This is a genomic window from Xanthomonas hortorum, assembly GCF_011305375.1.
Lineage (GTDB): Bacteria > Pseudomonadota > Gammaproteobacteria > Xanthomonadales > Xanthomonadaceae > Xanthomonas > Xanthomonas hortorum_E.
In genome coordinates this window covers 1-15,105 of the sequence record NZ_VCME01000018.1, presented here as the reverse complement: position 1 = coordinate 15,105, position 15,105 = coordinate 1, and the positions used below count along the sequence as shown (strand labels likewise).

The following is a 15,105-nucleotide window of genomic DNA, read 5'->3' as shown; positions in this document are numbered from 1 at the left end:
ATCCAACTGAGATACGCCTGCTCGGTGCGCAGGCTTTAGTGCCCAACGCGCACGCGGTCGTGCTGTTACGCCATTGTTTTCGTGTATTTCATACGCCTGTGTCCTTGCTGGATAAAGCTATAAGCCTCGCAATGGTGGAGTCCGCTTGCCATCGTTTAATCCTGTGATCGCGGCTAGGATTTCCCCATTCACAAAGCGCCAGCGATCGAAGATACTCCGTGCAACACCGCATTTCGGCGGTCCAATAGTAGTTAGGCGCCACTGGGGGAGACAATGGATCTGACTGAAGAGCAAGTTGAACGATTGATATCCGCATTCGAGAGGCGAGACAGGTGGCACGCCGAACGATTATTCCGGCGGGAGAATGAATTCTTTCACCGCTTGGCCAGAATTGAAGAAAAACTAGAAGAGATGTCTTCGCATCATGGATGCTGTGCACTCTCCGGTGGCTCTAACGAACGAGAGGGAATATTACAGCTCCTGACCGGCGTCCCGGGCAACATCGATTCGGATCAGAAGCACGTCAGGAAAAAAACTAAGAACTCGGCCCATCTCGTAATATGTGACCCGTACTTCTTTCAGTTCAACAAGCCGGCCAAAGGGTTTAAGAACAAGAATGACTACGTTGATTACCTGATCGATCTTCTATCGAGTCCAGAACTGAGATCAGTAGAGATCTTTCACCTTCCTGGGCCGGAGGGAATTATTTTCAAGAACTTCAAAAGGCGTATTGCTGAGCGAGGTGTCGACGCTTCGTACTACGAGACGGAATTGATACATGACCGCGTAATCATCGACTCTCATGGAAATGGAACATTGCTCGGAACATCGTTTGCCGGCGTAGGGAATAAGTTCTCGTTTGTGCTAACACTTCCTAGAACCGACGTCGACCAATTCTTGAAGGAATTGGGCCAGATAAAGCTGGACCTTCGCAGTGGCGCCTAACAATTCATTCAAGCCGAACTCGCTTCGCGAGTCGGCTTAATTCAGGCGTTAGCCGGCGCTATCAGGGATGGTTGTAATGAGCAAAGTAGAGAAAATGCCGAAGCTTGGAAATATTCCCGATCTTCACGGAAATGTTGAGGGGTTGAAGAGGCATTCGTTTGCGTGCGTATTTATCCCCGATCCAAATCTTTCACAAGATGACCGGAAGTTGCGGTCTTGGCTACTGAATACCGTGGCAAGTGCATCAAGGCACTACTTGAAGGCGAGAGAGTTAGTCCGGCGCCAAGAAGACTCAGATCAGTCGAAAGATGGTGGTGCAGTGTTCCACATCCTCGATGTATCGGAGGAAATTGAAGACTGCGTGATGGCAACGTACAGAGCGTGCATGGCAATTAGGAGGATGAATTCTTTTCAAAGTGCAAATGACTTCTCCAGAAGCTGCGAAGGGGAGATGGAGTCGCTGCGCCAAATTAGGAATCAGTTCGACCACATGCATGCACAAATCATCGCCTCAGAAACTGGTAATGGGCCTATATCCATAGTTTTCGGAGATGAGGGTAAAGTCATTAGGTTTAGAAGGCTGAGCATGGACACCGCCAGCTTGGGAGGGCTTATTGATGGCGCATATGAAGTGGTCGCCAGCCTTTATCCCGCTTTCAACGCGAATTCGCGAAAAGAGTCGGGTGGCCCAATCATGATGACCATAACTGCCTCAGTTGAAGTAACCGAAGCCGATGGAACCAAGAGAATTATCAAATAACTGCCGGTGCCGGCTAACCATTCGCTGCAGGCGCGACGACCCTGACGGGCCGCGGCCTGAGCTCAAACGTTAGAAGACAAGATGACCAAGCGCGAAGCAATCCACAAAGAACTAGCAGCCCTCTATAAGGAAGGCGCGGACCTGGCTGTCTCTTTCCAAAAGAAGGAAGAGAAGAAATTCCACTACGACTACCAATGCTGGTACACAAAGGCGCTGAAGGCCGTCGCCTCGTTAGCTCCAGATCGACACGCTGAATTTCGTGGCTACTACGAGGTAGATCCGAAGAGGAAGTCGCTTGGATACGGCACGTATGTCATTCAAGACTATCTTAAGGGTGTTGCGCCTGGTGGGTATCAATACGAGGGGTTCGACACGCGAAAGCAGGTGCTGCAATGCTTCCTCAATCAGCTAACAATCCTGAATGCAATTGAGGGGCGGATTGATTCGGTCTTGTCGAATATCGAGGGCGAGCTATACGCAGAACTGCAGGACAACGAGGTAGCGGTTGCTCGGCAACTATTAAAAGTGAGTCCCAGAGCGGCAGGCGCACTAGTTGGTGTTCTTATTGAAGGTCATCTGCAGAAAGTGGCTGATTCGCACGGAATCAAGATTGCCAAAAAGAACCCTACGATCGCCGATCTCAACGACCCGCTCAAAGCTGCCTCTGTAACCGATACGGCGAGTTGGCGAAAGATCAGTTTTCTAGCCGACCTTCGCAACCTCTGCTCGCACAAAAAGGATGTTGACCCTACTAAGGAGCAAGTGGAGGAATTGATCTCGGGAGCGGAGTGGCTAACTAAGAATGTCTTCTAACTATTCATTCCACCGGACTGCCTTCGGCAGCCGGTGAATTCAAACGTTAGGTAGCAGATGAGACAAAAGCCGTGTCCAACCTGCGGAAAGCCAATCACGTTCTCTTGGGCGGACTTGGTCTTTCTGAACAACTGGGGCAAAGCCAATTTGTTCTGTCTTGGCTGCAGGACATCTTGCACCATCAGTAATGCCGCCTCGCAGATCTCTTTTGTCCTCTCTGTTGGGGGGAGCCGCGCTGCTATACGTCCTGCTGTTCAACACCGGTTTGATACTCCTACCGGAATACGCAAAAGCAATCTTTTTAGTAGTTTCGGTGCCGGTGGTTATGCGTACTAGGGCACTCGCAACCGAGCGCTTCGCAGAGCTGGCAGTAAAGTGAGGCTGCTACCTAACAACTCATTCAAGCCGAAGTTGCTTCGCAACTCGGATTAATTCAAGCGTTAGCGCCCACATGAATCATCTCGAGCAGCTGGTGGCAGAGTGGTACGAGTATCGCGGGTACTTCGTCCGCCGCAACGTGCAGGTTGGGAAACGCGACAAGGGTGGCTACGACTGCGAGCTTGACGTGGTCGCCTTCCACCCGGAGAAACAACATTTGGTGCATGTGGAGCCGTCCATGGACGCTCACACTTGGGCCAAACGCGAGGAGCGCTTTGCCAAAAAGTTCTTGGCAGGCCGCAGTCATATCCCCGCTCTCTTCCAAGGCATCGTGCTCCCGTCAGAGATTGAGCAAATTGCGCTGCTCGGTTTTGCCAGCAATGCCAACGTCAAGTCGCTGGCCGGTGGCCGGATCATGACCACGGCAGAATTATTCGCTGAGATCGTCGCTGGTATTTCTGGCAAGCGCGTGGCAAAAGCCGCAATTCCAGAGCAATATCCACTTCTGCGCACCATCCAGTTCGCATGTGAGCATCGGCATGCTGCGGGTTGGCGCTAACAATTCATTCAAGCCGAACCCGCTTCGCGGGTCGGCTTAATTCAGGCGTTAGGCAGCAGCATCGAGCTCATTCGCATTTCAAAGGAGAACGCCATGGCTACGACAATGTATTTCAACAAAGTTGTGAAGGACCAAGAAGATGATGTCTCCTTTGACATTGAGCTTGGCCGCTCGTCCTTCTATCCAGATGACAGCATTTACCTAATTATCGACGGAAAGTCAGTGATCATGGATCTCGCTACTGCCAAGGAATTTGTAAATGCCGTGGCCTCGGTGGGTCGCTATCACGGGATGCTCGAAGAGTAACGATCGGCGGCTGCCTAACAATTCGTTCAAGCCGAGCCCGCTTCGCGGCCTCGGCAGAGCGTCGTAGAATTGTCACTCTGCCGTGGCCGCGCAACGGGCCGGCTTAACTCAGGCGTTAGGCCGTGGTGGGGCAACTGCGTTGGTGGTTGCCGCTTCGGTCGGTTAGCTGGCACGCATGCGGTCGGCTCCGGGGAGTATTCATCACCGTTGCTGGGTGCGGCAAGTCGGTGCTTCGCCCTTGTGCGTCGTTCCCGCGCTGCGCTCATTGCACTTGGCTTCGGTGGCATCACGCGCCGCTGCATCGCTGGGCAAGCTCCATCCCACAACTTGTGGCACACTCGGCCCAGGCGGCAGTGCTGGGGAGCATGGTTGCACCATCCGACCTTTGCGGCCACTCACTGCCTAACAACTCATTCAAGCCGAAGTTGCTTCGCAACTTGGCTTAATTCCAGCGTTAGGCCTGCCACTTGACCTCTATGAACGACAAGATATCGACCTCGTCTCTTCAGGCGATAGAGCTGTTCAAGCTCATCGTAAAGGCACCTCTTCAGAGTCTTCTCAATGGAGAAGTATTTAGTGTTGAAGAAGAATCGCAAGCTTCATCTCCGACAGCGCAAGTTTTGGATATGTCCGCGTCCTCGGACCTTGTCGTGAGATATCAAACGACCACGGCTGTATTTCTTGCTGCCAGCAGGCTTCTCTACAACAGTGAAGACGACTGCAATAAGTACCCTTTATCGCTTACTTTGCGAAACACTGTGAATGGCGTGTACGAAGTCACTGAGTTGAACAAGCTTCAACGTGCAGTTTCAATTCTAGAGTCGGGCGTTCCTGTCGTTGTTCCCCGCTATCTTTGCTTTGCAAGAGTCTTCCCGAAAGAAGAGCCAAAGAAATTGTACGATTTACTGGCCGTAGAAACCATTCCGCTAGTGCGGCACATATTTTCTTCAACTCACTTGAACCTTCCAGGACTCCGCCGCCGGATGGAGTCTGAAAAGAAGAGCGAGGTGATGCTGGATGCCAATCTGAAATCGCTGGCCGGCATTCGAAGTTCAGGAAACAATACGTTTCTTTTTATTGGCAAGAAGTACCTTGACGTTCACGGCCTGCCTTATCTCTACAAGCAAGCCTAAGAGTTCATTCAAGCCGACGCCACTTCGTGGCGCGGCTTAACTCAGGCGTTAGGCGGTGGTGCAGCAAATGCGTTGGTGGTTGCTGCTTCGGTGAGCTCGCGGCCGTGCATTCGGTCGGCTCCGGACAGCAGTCATCACCGCTGCCTGGTTGCGGTAAATTCGGTGCTTCGCCCTCGTACGTTGTTGCCGCGCTGCGCTCGTTGCATTTGGCTTCGGTGGCATCACGCGCCGCAGCGTCGCTGGGCAAGCTTCATCCCGCGAGCTGTGGCACACTCGGCCCAGGCGGCAGTGCTGGGGAGCATGGTTGCACGATCCAACCCTTGCGGCCACTCACTGCCTAACAACTCATTAAAGCCGAAGTTGCTTCGCAACTCGGCTTAATTCAGGCGTTAGGCCGACATGAAAGATCACGACCCGTCTGCAGATTCTCTGCTCCCCTGACTCATCTCTATCCAGCAAAGATGCCATGTCTTCTGATCGTTTCGACCCAAGCCGCACCCTTCCTGCAGAATCGGAAGGCATCGCGCGCCAGCGCATACGCGTCACCTTCCGGATGCTTGGCTCGCTCCTGCTGGGCGGAGTGGCGATCATGGGTTCGGTACTGGTCTTTCGGCAAGGCCTGCTACCGCTGATCGATACGGTGTTCCAGCCTGGACCCGCATGGCTCAGCGTGTTCAGACGTGCCGGCATCATCTTTGTGGCCATCGTGGGCTACTGGGCCTATGTGCACTGGCATGAAAGGCGCAAAGCGACCGAGCTGCAGCTGCAGCCGGTTCCCCTGATACTTGGCGGTGTAGGCGGCGCCGCTCTGGTAGCGTTGCCGATCGCCATGCTGTTCGCGTTCGGCGCCTACGAACTGGTGCTGTTTCGCGGCGCCTCGCCGGCTCTGCTGGGCGTGGCGGCCTTCATTGGAATTGCGGCCACCCTAGAAGAGCTGGTCCACCGGTGCCTGCTGTTTCGTCTGCTGGAGCGGGCTTGGGGAACAGTGGTGGCATTGGCGGTGCAAGCGGTGCTGTTCGCCCTGCCGCACTTGGAGAACGTGGCGCACGGTGGACCCGGCGATATCGTAGTCATGCTGATTTCGGTGACAGTGCTGGGCCTGCTATGGGGCGGGCTGTTCGTCCTGACGCGCAACCTGTGGGTGGTGGCCGCCAATCACTCAGCATGGAACTTCACCATCTTTCTCAGTGGCGTGCCGCTTTCCGGCATCGAGGACTGGCGCGCCGTAGCGCCGCTCGAAAGCCGCTATGCCGGGCCCGACTGGCTGACCGGCGGAATGTTCGGTCCGGAAAGTTCGCTGCTGGTGATCGTGTCAGCCACAGTCGTGGTTGTGCTGTTGCTGCGCGCGGCACGACGGCGTGGCGCCTTCCTCAAGCCGGCGGCCTAACAATTCGTTCAAGGCGACGTGCGTACCGCACGCGCCTTAACTCCGGCGTTAGGCAGTGGTGGGTCATTACAGCTTCGGCATCCGTCGTCGCGTGATCTTGCGTGTCCAGCGACTGGCTTGCGCGCGACCAGGTGGGCCGATAAAGCCTCATTACGTGCGATTGCGTACCGACGCGGCTCATCAAACTCGTCGGCCATATCCGGCAAATGCGCAAGCCAACCGAATCGATGCCATGCGTTGCACTGCAGTCAGATGCAACGCACCCGCCACTCACTTCAGGCAGTGGTGCCCGCCAAGCATGCGCGCAACGCGCGCAGCTTCTCGACGGGTCACAGATTCCAATCGATCCGCATGCCCGCGATCAGCGCGTTCTTCAGATCGTTGGTGCGTGTCGGCTCGTTGAACTGGTCCGGGTTGATCACGTAATGCAGGTTCGGCGCGATGCGCAGGCGCTTGGTGACCTGGATGCCGTAGCTGAGCTCCATCATGATCTGGTTGTCGGCTGGGGTGCCGGTGCCGCCGGCCGAGGCGCGGGCCAGGCGCAGGTTTTCGATCGCTTCGTCGCTGTACTTCTGTTGCGTGATCACAAACGCAATGTTGTCCTGCGGGCGGCTGGCAAAGGTGCCTTTCTGCACCAGGCCCAGTTGCACGAAGTGGTCCTCGATCGCCTGGCCGCCAGTGCTCTTGAGCATGGCGCCGAAGACGGTCAGGCCGCGGGTGCCGGACGGGTCGGGGTTGGTGACCTGTTGTTCGAAGCGGCCGAACAGGCCCGAGCGCCCCTGTTTGTTTTCATAGCCCAACCCGCTGAGCACGGCCGGATTGCCGTTGCGGTCGCGCAGCGGGTCGGTGTAATCGGAGTTGTCCTGCCAGCCGCCGAGTTCGTACATCGCGGCCATGCTGCCGTCGCCGCCCTTGTTCTTGTAGCCGACCGCGTACGGCACCACCACGCCGGTGGTGTCGTCGGTGCTCCACTTCAGGCCGTGCTGGCCGTCCTGGGCCTGCACCGGATTCACCTCATACGCGCCCACATGCACATAGACCTTGGGTGTGACCCAGGCGGTGGCGTGCGCGGCCCAGCTGGAGACAGGCCAGTAGGTGAAGTTGCTGGTGCGAAAAACGAAAGTGGGGTTGCCGCAGGCCGAGTTGCCCTGGAAGTACTGGCACAGGTCCGAGCCGAGGAAGTGGATATTGGCCACGCTGCGGCCGGCTTCCAGTTCCAGGCGGTCGTTGAAGAGTTTTTGCAGCAGGGTGAAGTTGGCCAGCCGCGTGCCCTGGCCGCCGTAGATTTCCTGCACCGAGGTGCTGTTGCTGATGCTGCTGTTGGCCAGGTTGGTGCCGTGGCGGTTGGTGACGTACAGCTTGACGGTGGCGCCGCCCCAGCCGAACAGGCGGTCCATGTCGACATCGGTGCCGACCATCAGCTGGCCGGCGTAGGCATCGCCGTTCTTGCGCCCGCCGTCGATCATCGAGGCCGCTTCGCCGGTGTAACCCAGCTTGAGCTTGAAGGCATCGGCAGCATCCTGCGCGTGGGCGAGCGGGGTCAGCGCCAGTGCCAGCGAGAGGCACAGCAGGCGGGGACGGGCATGGCGGGGGGCGAGGGCGGTCATGGCAGGACTCCGAACAAAGAGGGCGTGGCCGAGAAGGCGGACGCGACAGCTAAGGGGTGGGCAAGCCGCTGGCCGCGCACGAAGGTGCGCAGCGCAGCGGTGAAACCAGTCAGGGGTGACGCAGATCAGCGATCAGATGCGCCGGATGCGCGGTGTGGAATCGGTCGGGGCGGGGCGGCCGAACGTCAGGCGACGACGTCGGCCACTGGCTTCTTGAGCAGGCGCAGTGCCACTGCGGTGACCACCACGCCGACCACCAGGGCCAGTACGTAATTGAGCAGGTGGGTCACCGCGTTGGGAATCAGCAGCACGAAGATGCCGCCATGCGGTGCCTTCAACTCGGCACCGGCGGTCATCGAAATGGCGCCGGCCACAGCCGAGCCGATCACCAGCGCCGGGATGGTGCGCAGCGGGTCGCGGGCGGCATACGGGATGGCGCCTTCGGTGACGAAGGCCAGCCCGAGCACGCCGGCGGCCGTGGCCGAGCCGCGTTCTTCCACGGTGAAGCGGTTGCGGAACACCCAGGTGGCCAGCGCGATGCCCAGCGGCGGGGTCATGCCGGCCACCATGGCGGCGGCCATCGGGGTGTAGACCTGGCTGGCGATCAGGCCGGTGGAGAACGCATAGGCGGCCTTGTTGACCGGCCCGCCCATGTCGAAGGCCATCATGCCGCCGAGCAACAGGCCCAGCAGCAGCGCGCTGCTGCCCTGCATGCCGCGCAGCCAGGCGGTGAGCCAGGCCAGCAGGTCGGCGACCGGTTGGCCGAACACGTACATCATCGCCAGGCCGACCAGCAGCGTGCCCAGCACCGGCAGGATAAGCACCGGCTTGAGCCCTTCCAGGTTGCGCGGCAGGCGGATGTAGCGGTTGAGCGCAGCCACGCCGTAGCCGGCGATGAAGCCGGCAATGATGCCGCCGAGGAAACCCGCATTGAGGTTGGCCGCGACCAGGCCGCCGATCATGCCGGGCGCGATACCGGGGCGGTCGGCGATGGAGTAGGCGATGTAGCCGGCCAGCGCGGGCACCATCAGGGTGAAGCCGGCCTTGGCGCCGATCTGGAACAGCGACCAGGCCAACGTGCCCTGGTGGGCATCGTCGCCGGCATAGATGCCGCCGAGCGCAAACGCCAGCGCGATCAACAAACCGCCGGCGGTGACGAAGGGCAGCATGAACGACACGCCGGTCATCAGGTGCTTGTAGGCGCCGGTGCGGGCATTGCCGTTGTTTTCGGATTTGGCGGCGCCCGGAACCGGAGCTGTGCCGCCGTGCACGCCGGCTTCGGCCAGGGCTTTCTGGATGAGCGCCGGGCCATCGTTGATCGCCGGCTTGGTGCCGCTCTTGAACAGCCGCTTGCCACCGAAACGGGCCAGGTCCACTTCGCGGTCGGCAGCGATGATGACCACGTCGGCCGCGCGGATTTCCTCGTCGGTCAATGCGTCCTGCGCGCCCACCGACCCCTGCGTTTCCACCCGCATCTGGTAGCCGAGTTTCTTGGCCGCCTGCTGCAGGCCTTCGGCGGCCATGAAGGTGTGCGCGATGCCGGTGGGGCAGGAGGTGATCGCAACGATGCGCTTGCCGCCTGCGCCGGATGCGTCGGTCGTTGCCGATGTACTGGCTGGTGCGGTGGTGGCAGCCAGCTGGCTGACGGCGGCGGCTGGGTCGTCCAGCACCGCGCCCAGGCTCAGATGCAGCAGTTGCGCGTCGCCGAAGCGCGCGGTGTCGGCATCGGCATCGCCGACGATCAGGACGTGCGCGGCGCCGTTGGTCAGCTCGGTCGGCAGTGCGCCGAGCACGCCCTGGTCGCTGCGGATTTCGATCGTCACGCTGCGCTCGGCGGCGGTGGCCGCGCGGCGCAGCGCTTCGGCCGCCAGAACGGCTTCGGTACTGCGTTCGCCGGCGGCGATGACCACGATGGAAGAGGACATGGCAAAACTCCTGCTGTATTGCGGTCGCCGGTGAGGCCGGCGGGGGGAATGTGGGCGTTACGCGTGCGGGTGACGTGTGCCGGAATGACGGCAGCCGGAATGACGCGCGCAGACCTGCGTGGCGGTCGCCGGCAAGTGCAGGGCAGCGCTCACGACAGCGTCTCGATCACGACGTCGGCCGCAGCGCGGCGCACGCCGTCGGCGCTGAGCCTGCGCGCGTCGCCGCTTTCCAGCCGGCACATCGAAAACGCCGTGGCCAGCCGCGCGCACTGCTCCAGATCGGTGGCCGCATCCAACAGCGCGGCGGCCAGGCCGGCCACCATCGCGTCGCCTGCGCCCACGCTGCTGCCTTGCGCCAGTCGCGGCGGACGCGCAATCAGGCGCTGGTCGCGCTGCACGAACAAGGCGCCGTCTGTGCCCATCGAGATGACGACCAGCTGGATACCGCGCGCGATCAATTCGTGCGCGGCGGCGCTGAGCGCGGCGCGATCGCTCAGCGGGCGGCCGGTCCAGGCTTCGAGTTCGTGCCGGTTCGGTTTGACTGCGTAAGGCAGCGCGTCGCGTGCGGCGCCGAGTGCGGCCACCAGTGGCGCACCACTGGTATCCAGCAGTACGCGTGCGCCAGCGGCGCTGGCCTGCGCCTGCAACTGTGCCCAGCTGTCGTCCGGCAAGCCGGCCGGCAGGCTGCCGGACAACACCACCGGCAGGCCGGGGCGCAGCAGCGGGGCGAGCTGATCGGCCACGCCCTGCAGATGCGGCTGGTCCAGGCGCAGCCCGGGCAGGTTGATGTCGGTGGTGTCGTTGTTGCGCGCTTCGACCAGCTTGAGATTGGTGCGGGTCTCGCCGTCCACGCGTTGGCAGTGGTCGGTGATACCGCGCTCGCGGAACAGCGCCTCGAACACGCCGGCATTGCCTGCCCCGAGTACGCCGAGCGCGGCGACCTCAGTGCCCCAATCGGCCAGGCAGGCGGCCACGTTGATGCCCTTGCCGCCGGCGTCGTTGCGCACGCTACTGGCGCGATGCACCGCGCCCGGCTGCAAGTGCTCGAGCTGGATGGTCTGATCGATCGCCGGATTCAGCGTGACGGTGATGGCCTGCAGGCTCATGCCTGGCCCTCGCGTTTGACTTCAAGCGCGCGCACTTGCTCTGCGGTTTCGCAGTCCAGCGCCTGCTCGGCCAGCTGCTGCAAGGTGCTCAGCGCGGTGCCACGCAGGCGTGCCTTCACAGCCGGGATGTCGTTGGGCGTCATCGACAATTCCTGCACGCCCAACCCGGCCAGCAGGCTGGCGCCGAACGGATCGCCGGCCAGGCCGCCGCACACGCCGACCCAGCGGTCGTGCTTGCGCGCGCCCTCAATCGTGCTGCGGATCATGCGCAGCACCGCCGGATGCAGGCTGTCGGCTTCGGCGGCCAGCTCCGGGTTCTGGCGGTCGATCGCCAGCACGTACTGGGTGAGGTCATTGGTGCCGATCGAGAAGAAATCCGCATGGCGCGCAAGCACATCGGCCTGCGCAGCGGCGGCGGGCACTTCGATCATGATGCCGATCGGCACTTCCGGTGCGTCCAGCTCGGCGCGGATGCGTGCGCAGATTTCGCGCAGGGTGATCAGCTCCGGTACCGAGGTGATCATCGGGAACATGATCGACAGCCGCGCCCCGTCCTTGGCGGCGCGGTACAGCGCACGCAGTTGCGGTTCGAGCAGGTCGGGGCGACGCAGCAGCAAGCGCGCGCCACGCACGCCCAGGAACGGGTTTTCTTCGTGCGGCAATTCCAGATGGGCCACTTGTTTATCGCCGCCGATGTCCAGCGCCCGCACGATCAGCGGGCGGCCATCCAGCGCCTGCGCCATTGCCAGGTAGGTAGCGTGTTGTTCGTCTTCGCTGGGCGTGCGGCCGCTTTCCAGGAACAGGAATTCGGTCCGCATCAGGCCGACGCCTTCGGCCCCCTGGGTCAGTGCCATCGCCACCTGGTCGGGCAGGTTGACGTTGGCGCCGATGTCGATGTGGTGGCCGTCGGTGGTTTCTGCCGGCAAGGCGCGCTGGGCGGCTTCGCGCTCGCGGATGGCCTGCTGCTCGGCGATGTGCGTACGGGCCGCGTCCAGATCCAGCTCGGACGGATTGATGTACAGCCGCCCGCTGCTGCCGTCGATGATGGCGGTGACGCCGTCTTCGATATCCAGCAACTGGCCGCCGGCAGCGACCAGCGCCGGCAGGCCGAGCGTGCGCGACAGGATCGCGGTATGCGAGGTCGGCCCGCCTTGCGCGGTGGCCAGGCCGAGCACGCGCTCGGTGTCCAGGTTAGCGGTGTCCGACGGCGACAGATCGCTGGCGAGCAGGATGCAGGGCTGGTCGGGCAGGTCGGTGAGGCCGGCGCCGGCGGCGGCCGGGTCCAGCTGGGCCAGCACGCGGCGGCCGACATCACGCAGGTCCGCTGCGCGTCCGGCCAGCACCGGGTTGCCGAGTGCGGCCAGGCCCGAGGCGATCTGTTCCACCGCCTGATGCCACGACCACGCAACGCCGTGGCCTTCGACCATCAGCTGGCAGGTGCGGGTGATCAGGTCGGTGTCGTTGAGCAGCTCGGCCTGGGCCTTGAAGATCGCCGCGTCCGAGGCGCCGAGCCGGCGCTGGGTGTCGTCCTGGATCGCCGCCAGCTGCTGGCGGGTTCGGGTCAGCGCGTCGTGCAGCAATGCGCCGCCATCGCCCAGGCCGACCGGTTGATCGGCCACCTCGGTCTGCGCCGCACGCAGGCGGTGCACAATGCCGATTGCCACGCCCGGGCTGGCGCCGATGCCGACGATGGCCGGCTGCGCCTGTGGCGGGGTCCAGCCGATGACCGGTGCAGCGCGGCGTTGCGCGGCGCGTTCGGCATCGGCCTTTTCCTGCGCGGTCAGGCTGTCCATCACTGCGCGCAGGCGCTTGAGCAGCGCGCCTGCATCGCTGCCTTCGGCCGAGACGGTGATGCTGTCGCCGGCACGCAGACCGAGCTGCAGCAGGCCGACCAGGCTCTTGGCATCGGCGGCCTGATCGCCGGCACGCACTTGCGCACGCGCAGAGAAGCCACGAGCGGTCTCGGCCCAACGGGTGGCCGGGCGCGCATGCAGGCCGCTGGGGTAGGCGATGGTCCACTCGAATGTTTCGGCCAGGTCGGTGGCCGGTGCGGCGCTGGTGTCTGGCGCGCGGTCGCCGGTGAGCGCGGCCACGATCACGCCGGGGTCGTCGGTGGTGAACAGCGCTTCCAGCTGCGCCGGGTCCTGGATCAAGCGGGTCAGGCGGCGCAGCAGGGTGATGTGGGTGTCGGACTGGGCGGCGATGCCGACCACCAGCCGGGTGATCTGGCCGGGGTTCCATTCCACGCCCTCGGGCAACTGCAGCACGGCGATGCCGTCGCGGCGCACCAGGTGACGGTCTTCGCCAACGCCGTGCGGGATCGCCAGGCCGTGGCCGAGGAAGGTGTTCGCCAGGCCTTCGCGGCGCCGCATGCTGGCGTCGTAGCCCGGCGCAACGCAGCCGGCGGCGACCAGTAGCTGGGCGGCCTGGGCGATGGCGTCGTCCTTGTCGCGGGCATGCGCACGCAGGCGTACGAGTTCGGGAGTGACGGGAGCGACAGGCGACGGAGAGGACAAGACGGACTCCGGGGAGTAGGAACGGGCTAGACAGTAGTGTGGGAACGTTCCCACGCTCAGGTCAATGTGCACTGCACAAAAGCGCTGTAGTGCTTTCGGGTTAGCATCGAAGTTGAAGCAGCACCTGGGTGCAGGTGCGCACAATGGAGCGGGAACGGTCCCAGTGAGTATGTCTCAGTGAGCATCAGCATCAATGACGTGGCCCGGGTGGCTGGGGTATCCAAATCGACGGTCTCGCGCGCGCTGGGCACCGGCCCGGTGAGCGAGGAGGTGCGTGCCAAGGTCGAAGCAGCGGTGCGCCAGACCGGTTACCGGCCCAACCTGATGGCGCGGCGATTGCGCTCCCAGCAGTCCGGCATCCTGGGGGTGATCGTGGCCGATATCCGCAACCCGTACTTCACCGCGCTGATCCGTGCGGTGGAAGAGGTCGCCTATCGCGCGGGCATGCGCGTGACCCTGTGCAATACCGACGAAGACCCCGAGCGCGAGGCGCTGTACCTGCAACTGATGCAGGAAGAACGCATCACCGGGCTGATCTTCGCCCCGACCCGGGTCACGGTGGGGCGCATGCACGAACTCGCGCTGGATTACCCGACCGTGCTGGTGGACCGCGCCGGCCCCGGCAGCCGCTACGACAGCGTGGTGCTGGATAACGCCGCAGCGATGGGCGAACTGGTCGCGCATCTGCAGGCGCAGGGCTATGAACGCATCGGCGGGCTGTTCGGCACCAGCACCACTGCGGCCGAGCGCCGCAACGGCTATCTGGCCGCGATGGGCGCGCAGGGGCTGACGCCTGCGTACCGCGAAGTGGCGCCCACCGCCGAAGCGGCGATTGCCGAAGTCGGCCAATGGCTGGCCAGCGCAGACAGGCCCGAAGCCATCGTCACCAGTAACAGCCTGCTGTTGATGGGCGCGCTCAAGGCCGCCCGCACCGCCGGCTTGCGCATTCCCGACGACCTGGCCCTGGCCGGCTTCGACAACGAGCGCTGGACCGACTTGGTCGAGCCAGGCATCACCGTGGTCGAGCAGCCGGTCGAAGACATGGGCCGCGCGGCGATGTCGCTGTTGCTGGAACGGCTCAAATCGCCGCAGCTGCCGATCCGCCGCCTGGTGATGACCGGCCGTTGCGTGGTGCGTGGCTCCACCGGCGCCCGCAGGCCGGGTATCTAACCGTCCCGAAGTAGCGCCCAGCGCCGGCCAAAAATCCTGGCTCGTCGCGCGTGCGGTGCCCTCACCGCTCGCGGGACACGCCGTGAACACGGTCCCGCAATCGGCGAGGGCACCGCATCAGACAGTTGGCTGGTGACGTTATTTGAAGAACGAAGACACTGCAGCACACGGTTAACGGTTGCTCTGTTGGAAAACGCCGCACACCGACCATCCCGACTGGTCCTTGCCCGCCCACCGTCGCGGGACCTTACGCGGCATGGATGCCGCGTAAGAGCCTTATCTGTTCGGAATCTGGCAGTTTAGGTGTCGAGAGCCGGCGTGGGCCACCAGTGAGAGCCTGGATCTCAGCCGTTCGCACGTGATTATCTGCGCTGGGCAAACACTCCAACGCAAACCGTATCTCAAGTTTTTGGTCCACATAATCGTCGAACGTCTTGCGCCGACGGAATGGCATCAGGTGCTGGCGCATCAGTCCCTTGGGCACCGTTTCCAGTTTCATG

General features: G+C 62.2%; 13 protein-coding genes. 8 read left to right on the top strand and 5 right to left on the bottom strand.

Annotated features, from left to right (window positions below; all coding sequences use genetic code 11):
• Positions 1-273: 273 nt before the first annotated feature.
• The 7 genes from FFY45_RS15755 to FFY45_RS15725 all read left to right on the top strand — a co-directional run bounded on the left by FFY45_RS15755 (position 274) and on the right by FFY45_RS15725 (position 6,281).
• Positions 274-945 (top strand): PhoU domain-containing protein, encoded by a 672-nt coding sequence (locus FFY45_RS15755; RefSeq protein WP_176341153.1) that lies wholly within the window; start codon positions 274-276, stop codon positions 943-945.
• Between the two features lie 76 nt (positions 946-1,021).
• Entirely contained in the window at positions 1,022-1,705 is a 684-nt protein-coding gene (locus tag FFY45_RS15750) for a hypothetical protein (protein ID WP_176341152.1), read from the top strand.
• A gap of 81 nt (positions 1,706-1,786) precedes the next feature.
• Complete coding sequence (locus FFY45_RS15745; RefSeq protein ID WP_176341151.1) at positions 1,787-2,518, top strand: hypothetical protein; 732 nt, start codon at positions 1,787-1,789, stop codon at positions 2,516-2,518.
• A 451-nt stretch (positions 2,519-2,969) separates the two neighbouring features.
• Positions 2,970-3,455, top strand: coding sequence for a hypothetical protein (locus FFY45_RS15740; protein WP_176341150.1), 486 nt, complete (start codon positions 2,970-2,972; stop codon positions 3,453-3,455).
• Positions 3,456-3,548: 93 nt separating this feature from the next.
• Complete coding sequence (locus FFY45_RS15735) at positions 3,549-3,761, top strand: hypothetical protein (protein ID WP_053841515.1); 213 nt, start codon at positions 3,549-3,551, stop codon at positions 3,759-3,761.
• Between the two features lie 476 nt (positions 3,762-4,237).
• The gene (locus tag FFY45_RS15730; protein ID WP_176341149.1) at positions 4,238-4,894 is read left to right on the top strand and encodes a hypothetical protein; all 657 of its coding nucleotides are present in this window, start codon (positions 4,238-4,240) and stop codon (positions 4,892-4,894) included.
• Positions 4,895-5,360: 466 nt separating this feature from the next.
• Positions 5,361-6,281 carry a CPBP family intramembrane glutamic endopeptidase gene (locus FFY45_RS15725; RefSeq protein WP_176341148.1) on the top strand — a complete coding sequence of 307 codons (921 nt, stop codon included), beginning with the start codon at positions 5,361-5,363 and terminating at the stop codon, positions 6,279-6,281.
• Positions 6,282-6,610: 329 nt separating this feature from the next.
• Here FFY45_RS15725 and FFY45_RS15720 read toward each other — a convergent pair whose 3' ends face one another.
• The 4 genes from FFY45_RS15720 to ptsP all read right to left on the bottom strand — a co-directional run bounded on the left by FFY45_RS15720 (position 6,611) and on the right by ptsP (position 13,435).
• Positions 6,611-7,888, bottom strand: coding sequence for a carbohydrate porin (locus tag FFY45_RS15720; RefSeq protein ID WP_176341147.1), 1,278 nt, complete (start codon positions 7,886-7,888; stop codon positions 6,611-6,613).
• A gap of 185 nt (positions 7,889-8,073) precedes the next feature.
• The gene (locus FFY45_RS15715) at positions 8,074-9,813 is read right to left on the bottom strand and encodes a PTS fructose transporter subunit IIC (RefSeq protein ID WP_176341146.1); all 1,740 of its coding nucleotides are present in this window, start codon (positions 9,811-9,813) and stop codon (positions 8,074-8,076) included.
• 149 nt (positions 9,814-9,962) lie between these two features.
• Positions 9,963-10,919, bottom strand: a complete 957-nt coding sequence (pfkB, locus tag FFY45_RS15710; protein WP_176341145.1) for a 1-phosphofructokinase — start codon at positions 10,917-10,919, stop codon at positions 9,963-9,965.
• Positions 10,916-13,435: a phosphoenolpyruvate--protein phosphotransferase gene (gene ptsP / locus FFY45_RS15705; RefSeq protein ID WP_176341144.1), complete on the bottom strand. Its 2,520-nt coding sequence runs from the start codon at positions 13,433-13,435 to the stop codon at positions 10,916-10,918. The genes pfkB and ptsP overlap by 4 nt, the downstream gene beginning before the upstream one ends.
• 177 nt (positions 13,436-13,612) lie before the next feature.
• On the opposite strand from ptsP, the gene FFY45_RS15700 reads away from it, so the two are divergent.
• Positions 13,613-14,605, top strand: coding sequence for a LacI family DNA-binding transcriptional regulator (locus FFY45_RS15700; RefSeq protein ID WP_023904310.1), 993 nt, complete (start codon positions 13,613-13,615; stop codon positions 14,603-14,605).
• Between the two features lie 247 nt (positions 14,606-14,852).
• Here the strand turns inward: FFY45_RS15700 and FFY45_RS21985 are convergent.
• The coding region (locus FFY45_RS21985) for a hypothetical protein (protein ID WP_217902622.1) at positions 14,853-15,105 on the bottom strand (253 nt) is incomplete at its 5' end.

Excerpts from the sequence above, each read along its gene's own strand:
- FFY45_RS15720 (WP_176341147.1), bottom strand. The coding sequence starts at position 7,888 with ATGACCGCCCTCGCCCCCCGCCATGCCCGTCCCCGCCTGCTGTGCCTC.
- FFY45_RS15755 (WP_176341153.1), top strand. The coding sequence starts at position 274 with ATGGATCTGACTGAAGAGCAAGTTGAACGATTGATATCCGCATTCGAG.
- FFY45_RS15725 (WP_176341148.1), top strand. The coding sequence starts at position 5,361 with ATGTCTTCTGATCGTTTCGACCCAAGCCGCACCCTTCCTGCAGAATCG.
- FFY45_RS15735 (WP_053841515.1), top strand. The coding sequence starts at position 3,549 with ATGGCTACGACAATGTATTTCAACAAAGTTGTGAAGGACCAAGAAGAT.
- FFY45_RS15740 (WP_176341150.1), top strand. The coding sequence starts at position 2,970 with ATGAATCATCTCGAGCAGCTGGTGGCAGAGTGGTACGAGTATCGCGGG.
- pfkB (WP_176341145.1), bottom strand. The coding sequence starts at position 10,919 with ATGAGCCTGCAGGCCATCACCGTCACGCTGAATCCGGCGATCGATCAG.
- FFY45_RS15715 (WP_176341146.1), bottom strand. The coding sequence starts at position 9,813 with ATGTCCTCTTCCATCGTGGTCATCGCCGCCGGCGAACGCAGTACCGAA.
- FFY45_RS15730 (WP_176341149.1), top strand. The coding sequence starts at position 4,238 with ATGAACGACAAGATATCGACCTCGTCTCTTCAGGCGATAGAGCTGTTC.
- FFY45_RS15745 (WP_176341151.1), top strand. The coding sequence starts at position 1,787 with ATGACCAAGCGCGAAGCAATCCACAAAGAACTAGCAGCCCTCTATAAG.
- FFY45_RS15750 (WP_176341152.1), top strand. The coding sequence starts at position 1,022 with ATGAGCAAAGTAGAGAAAATGCCGAAGCTTGGAAATATTCCCGATCTT.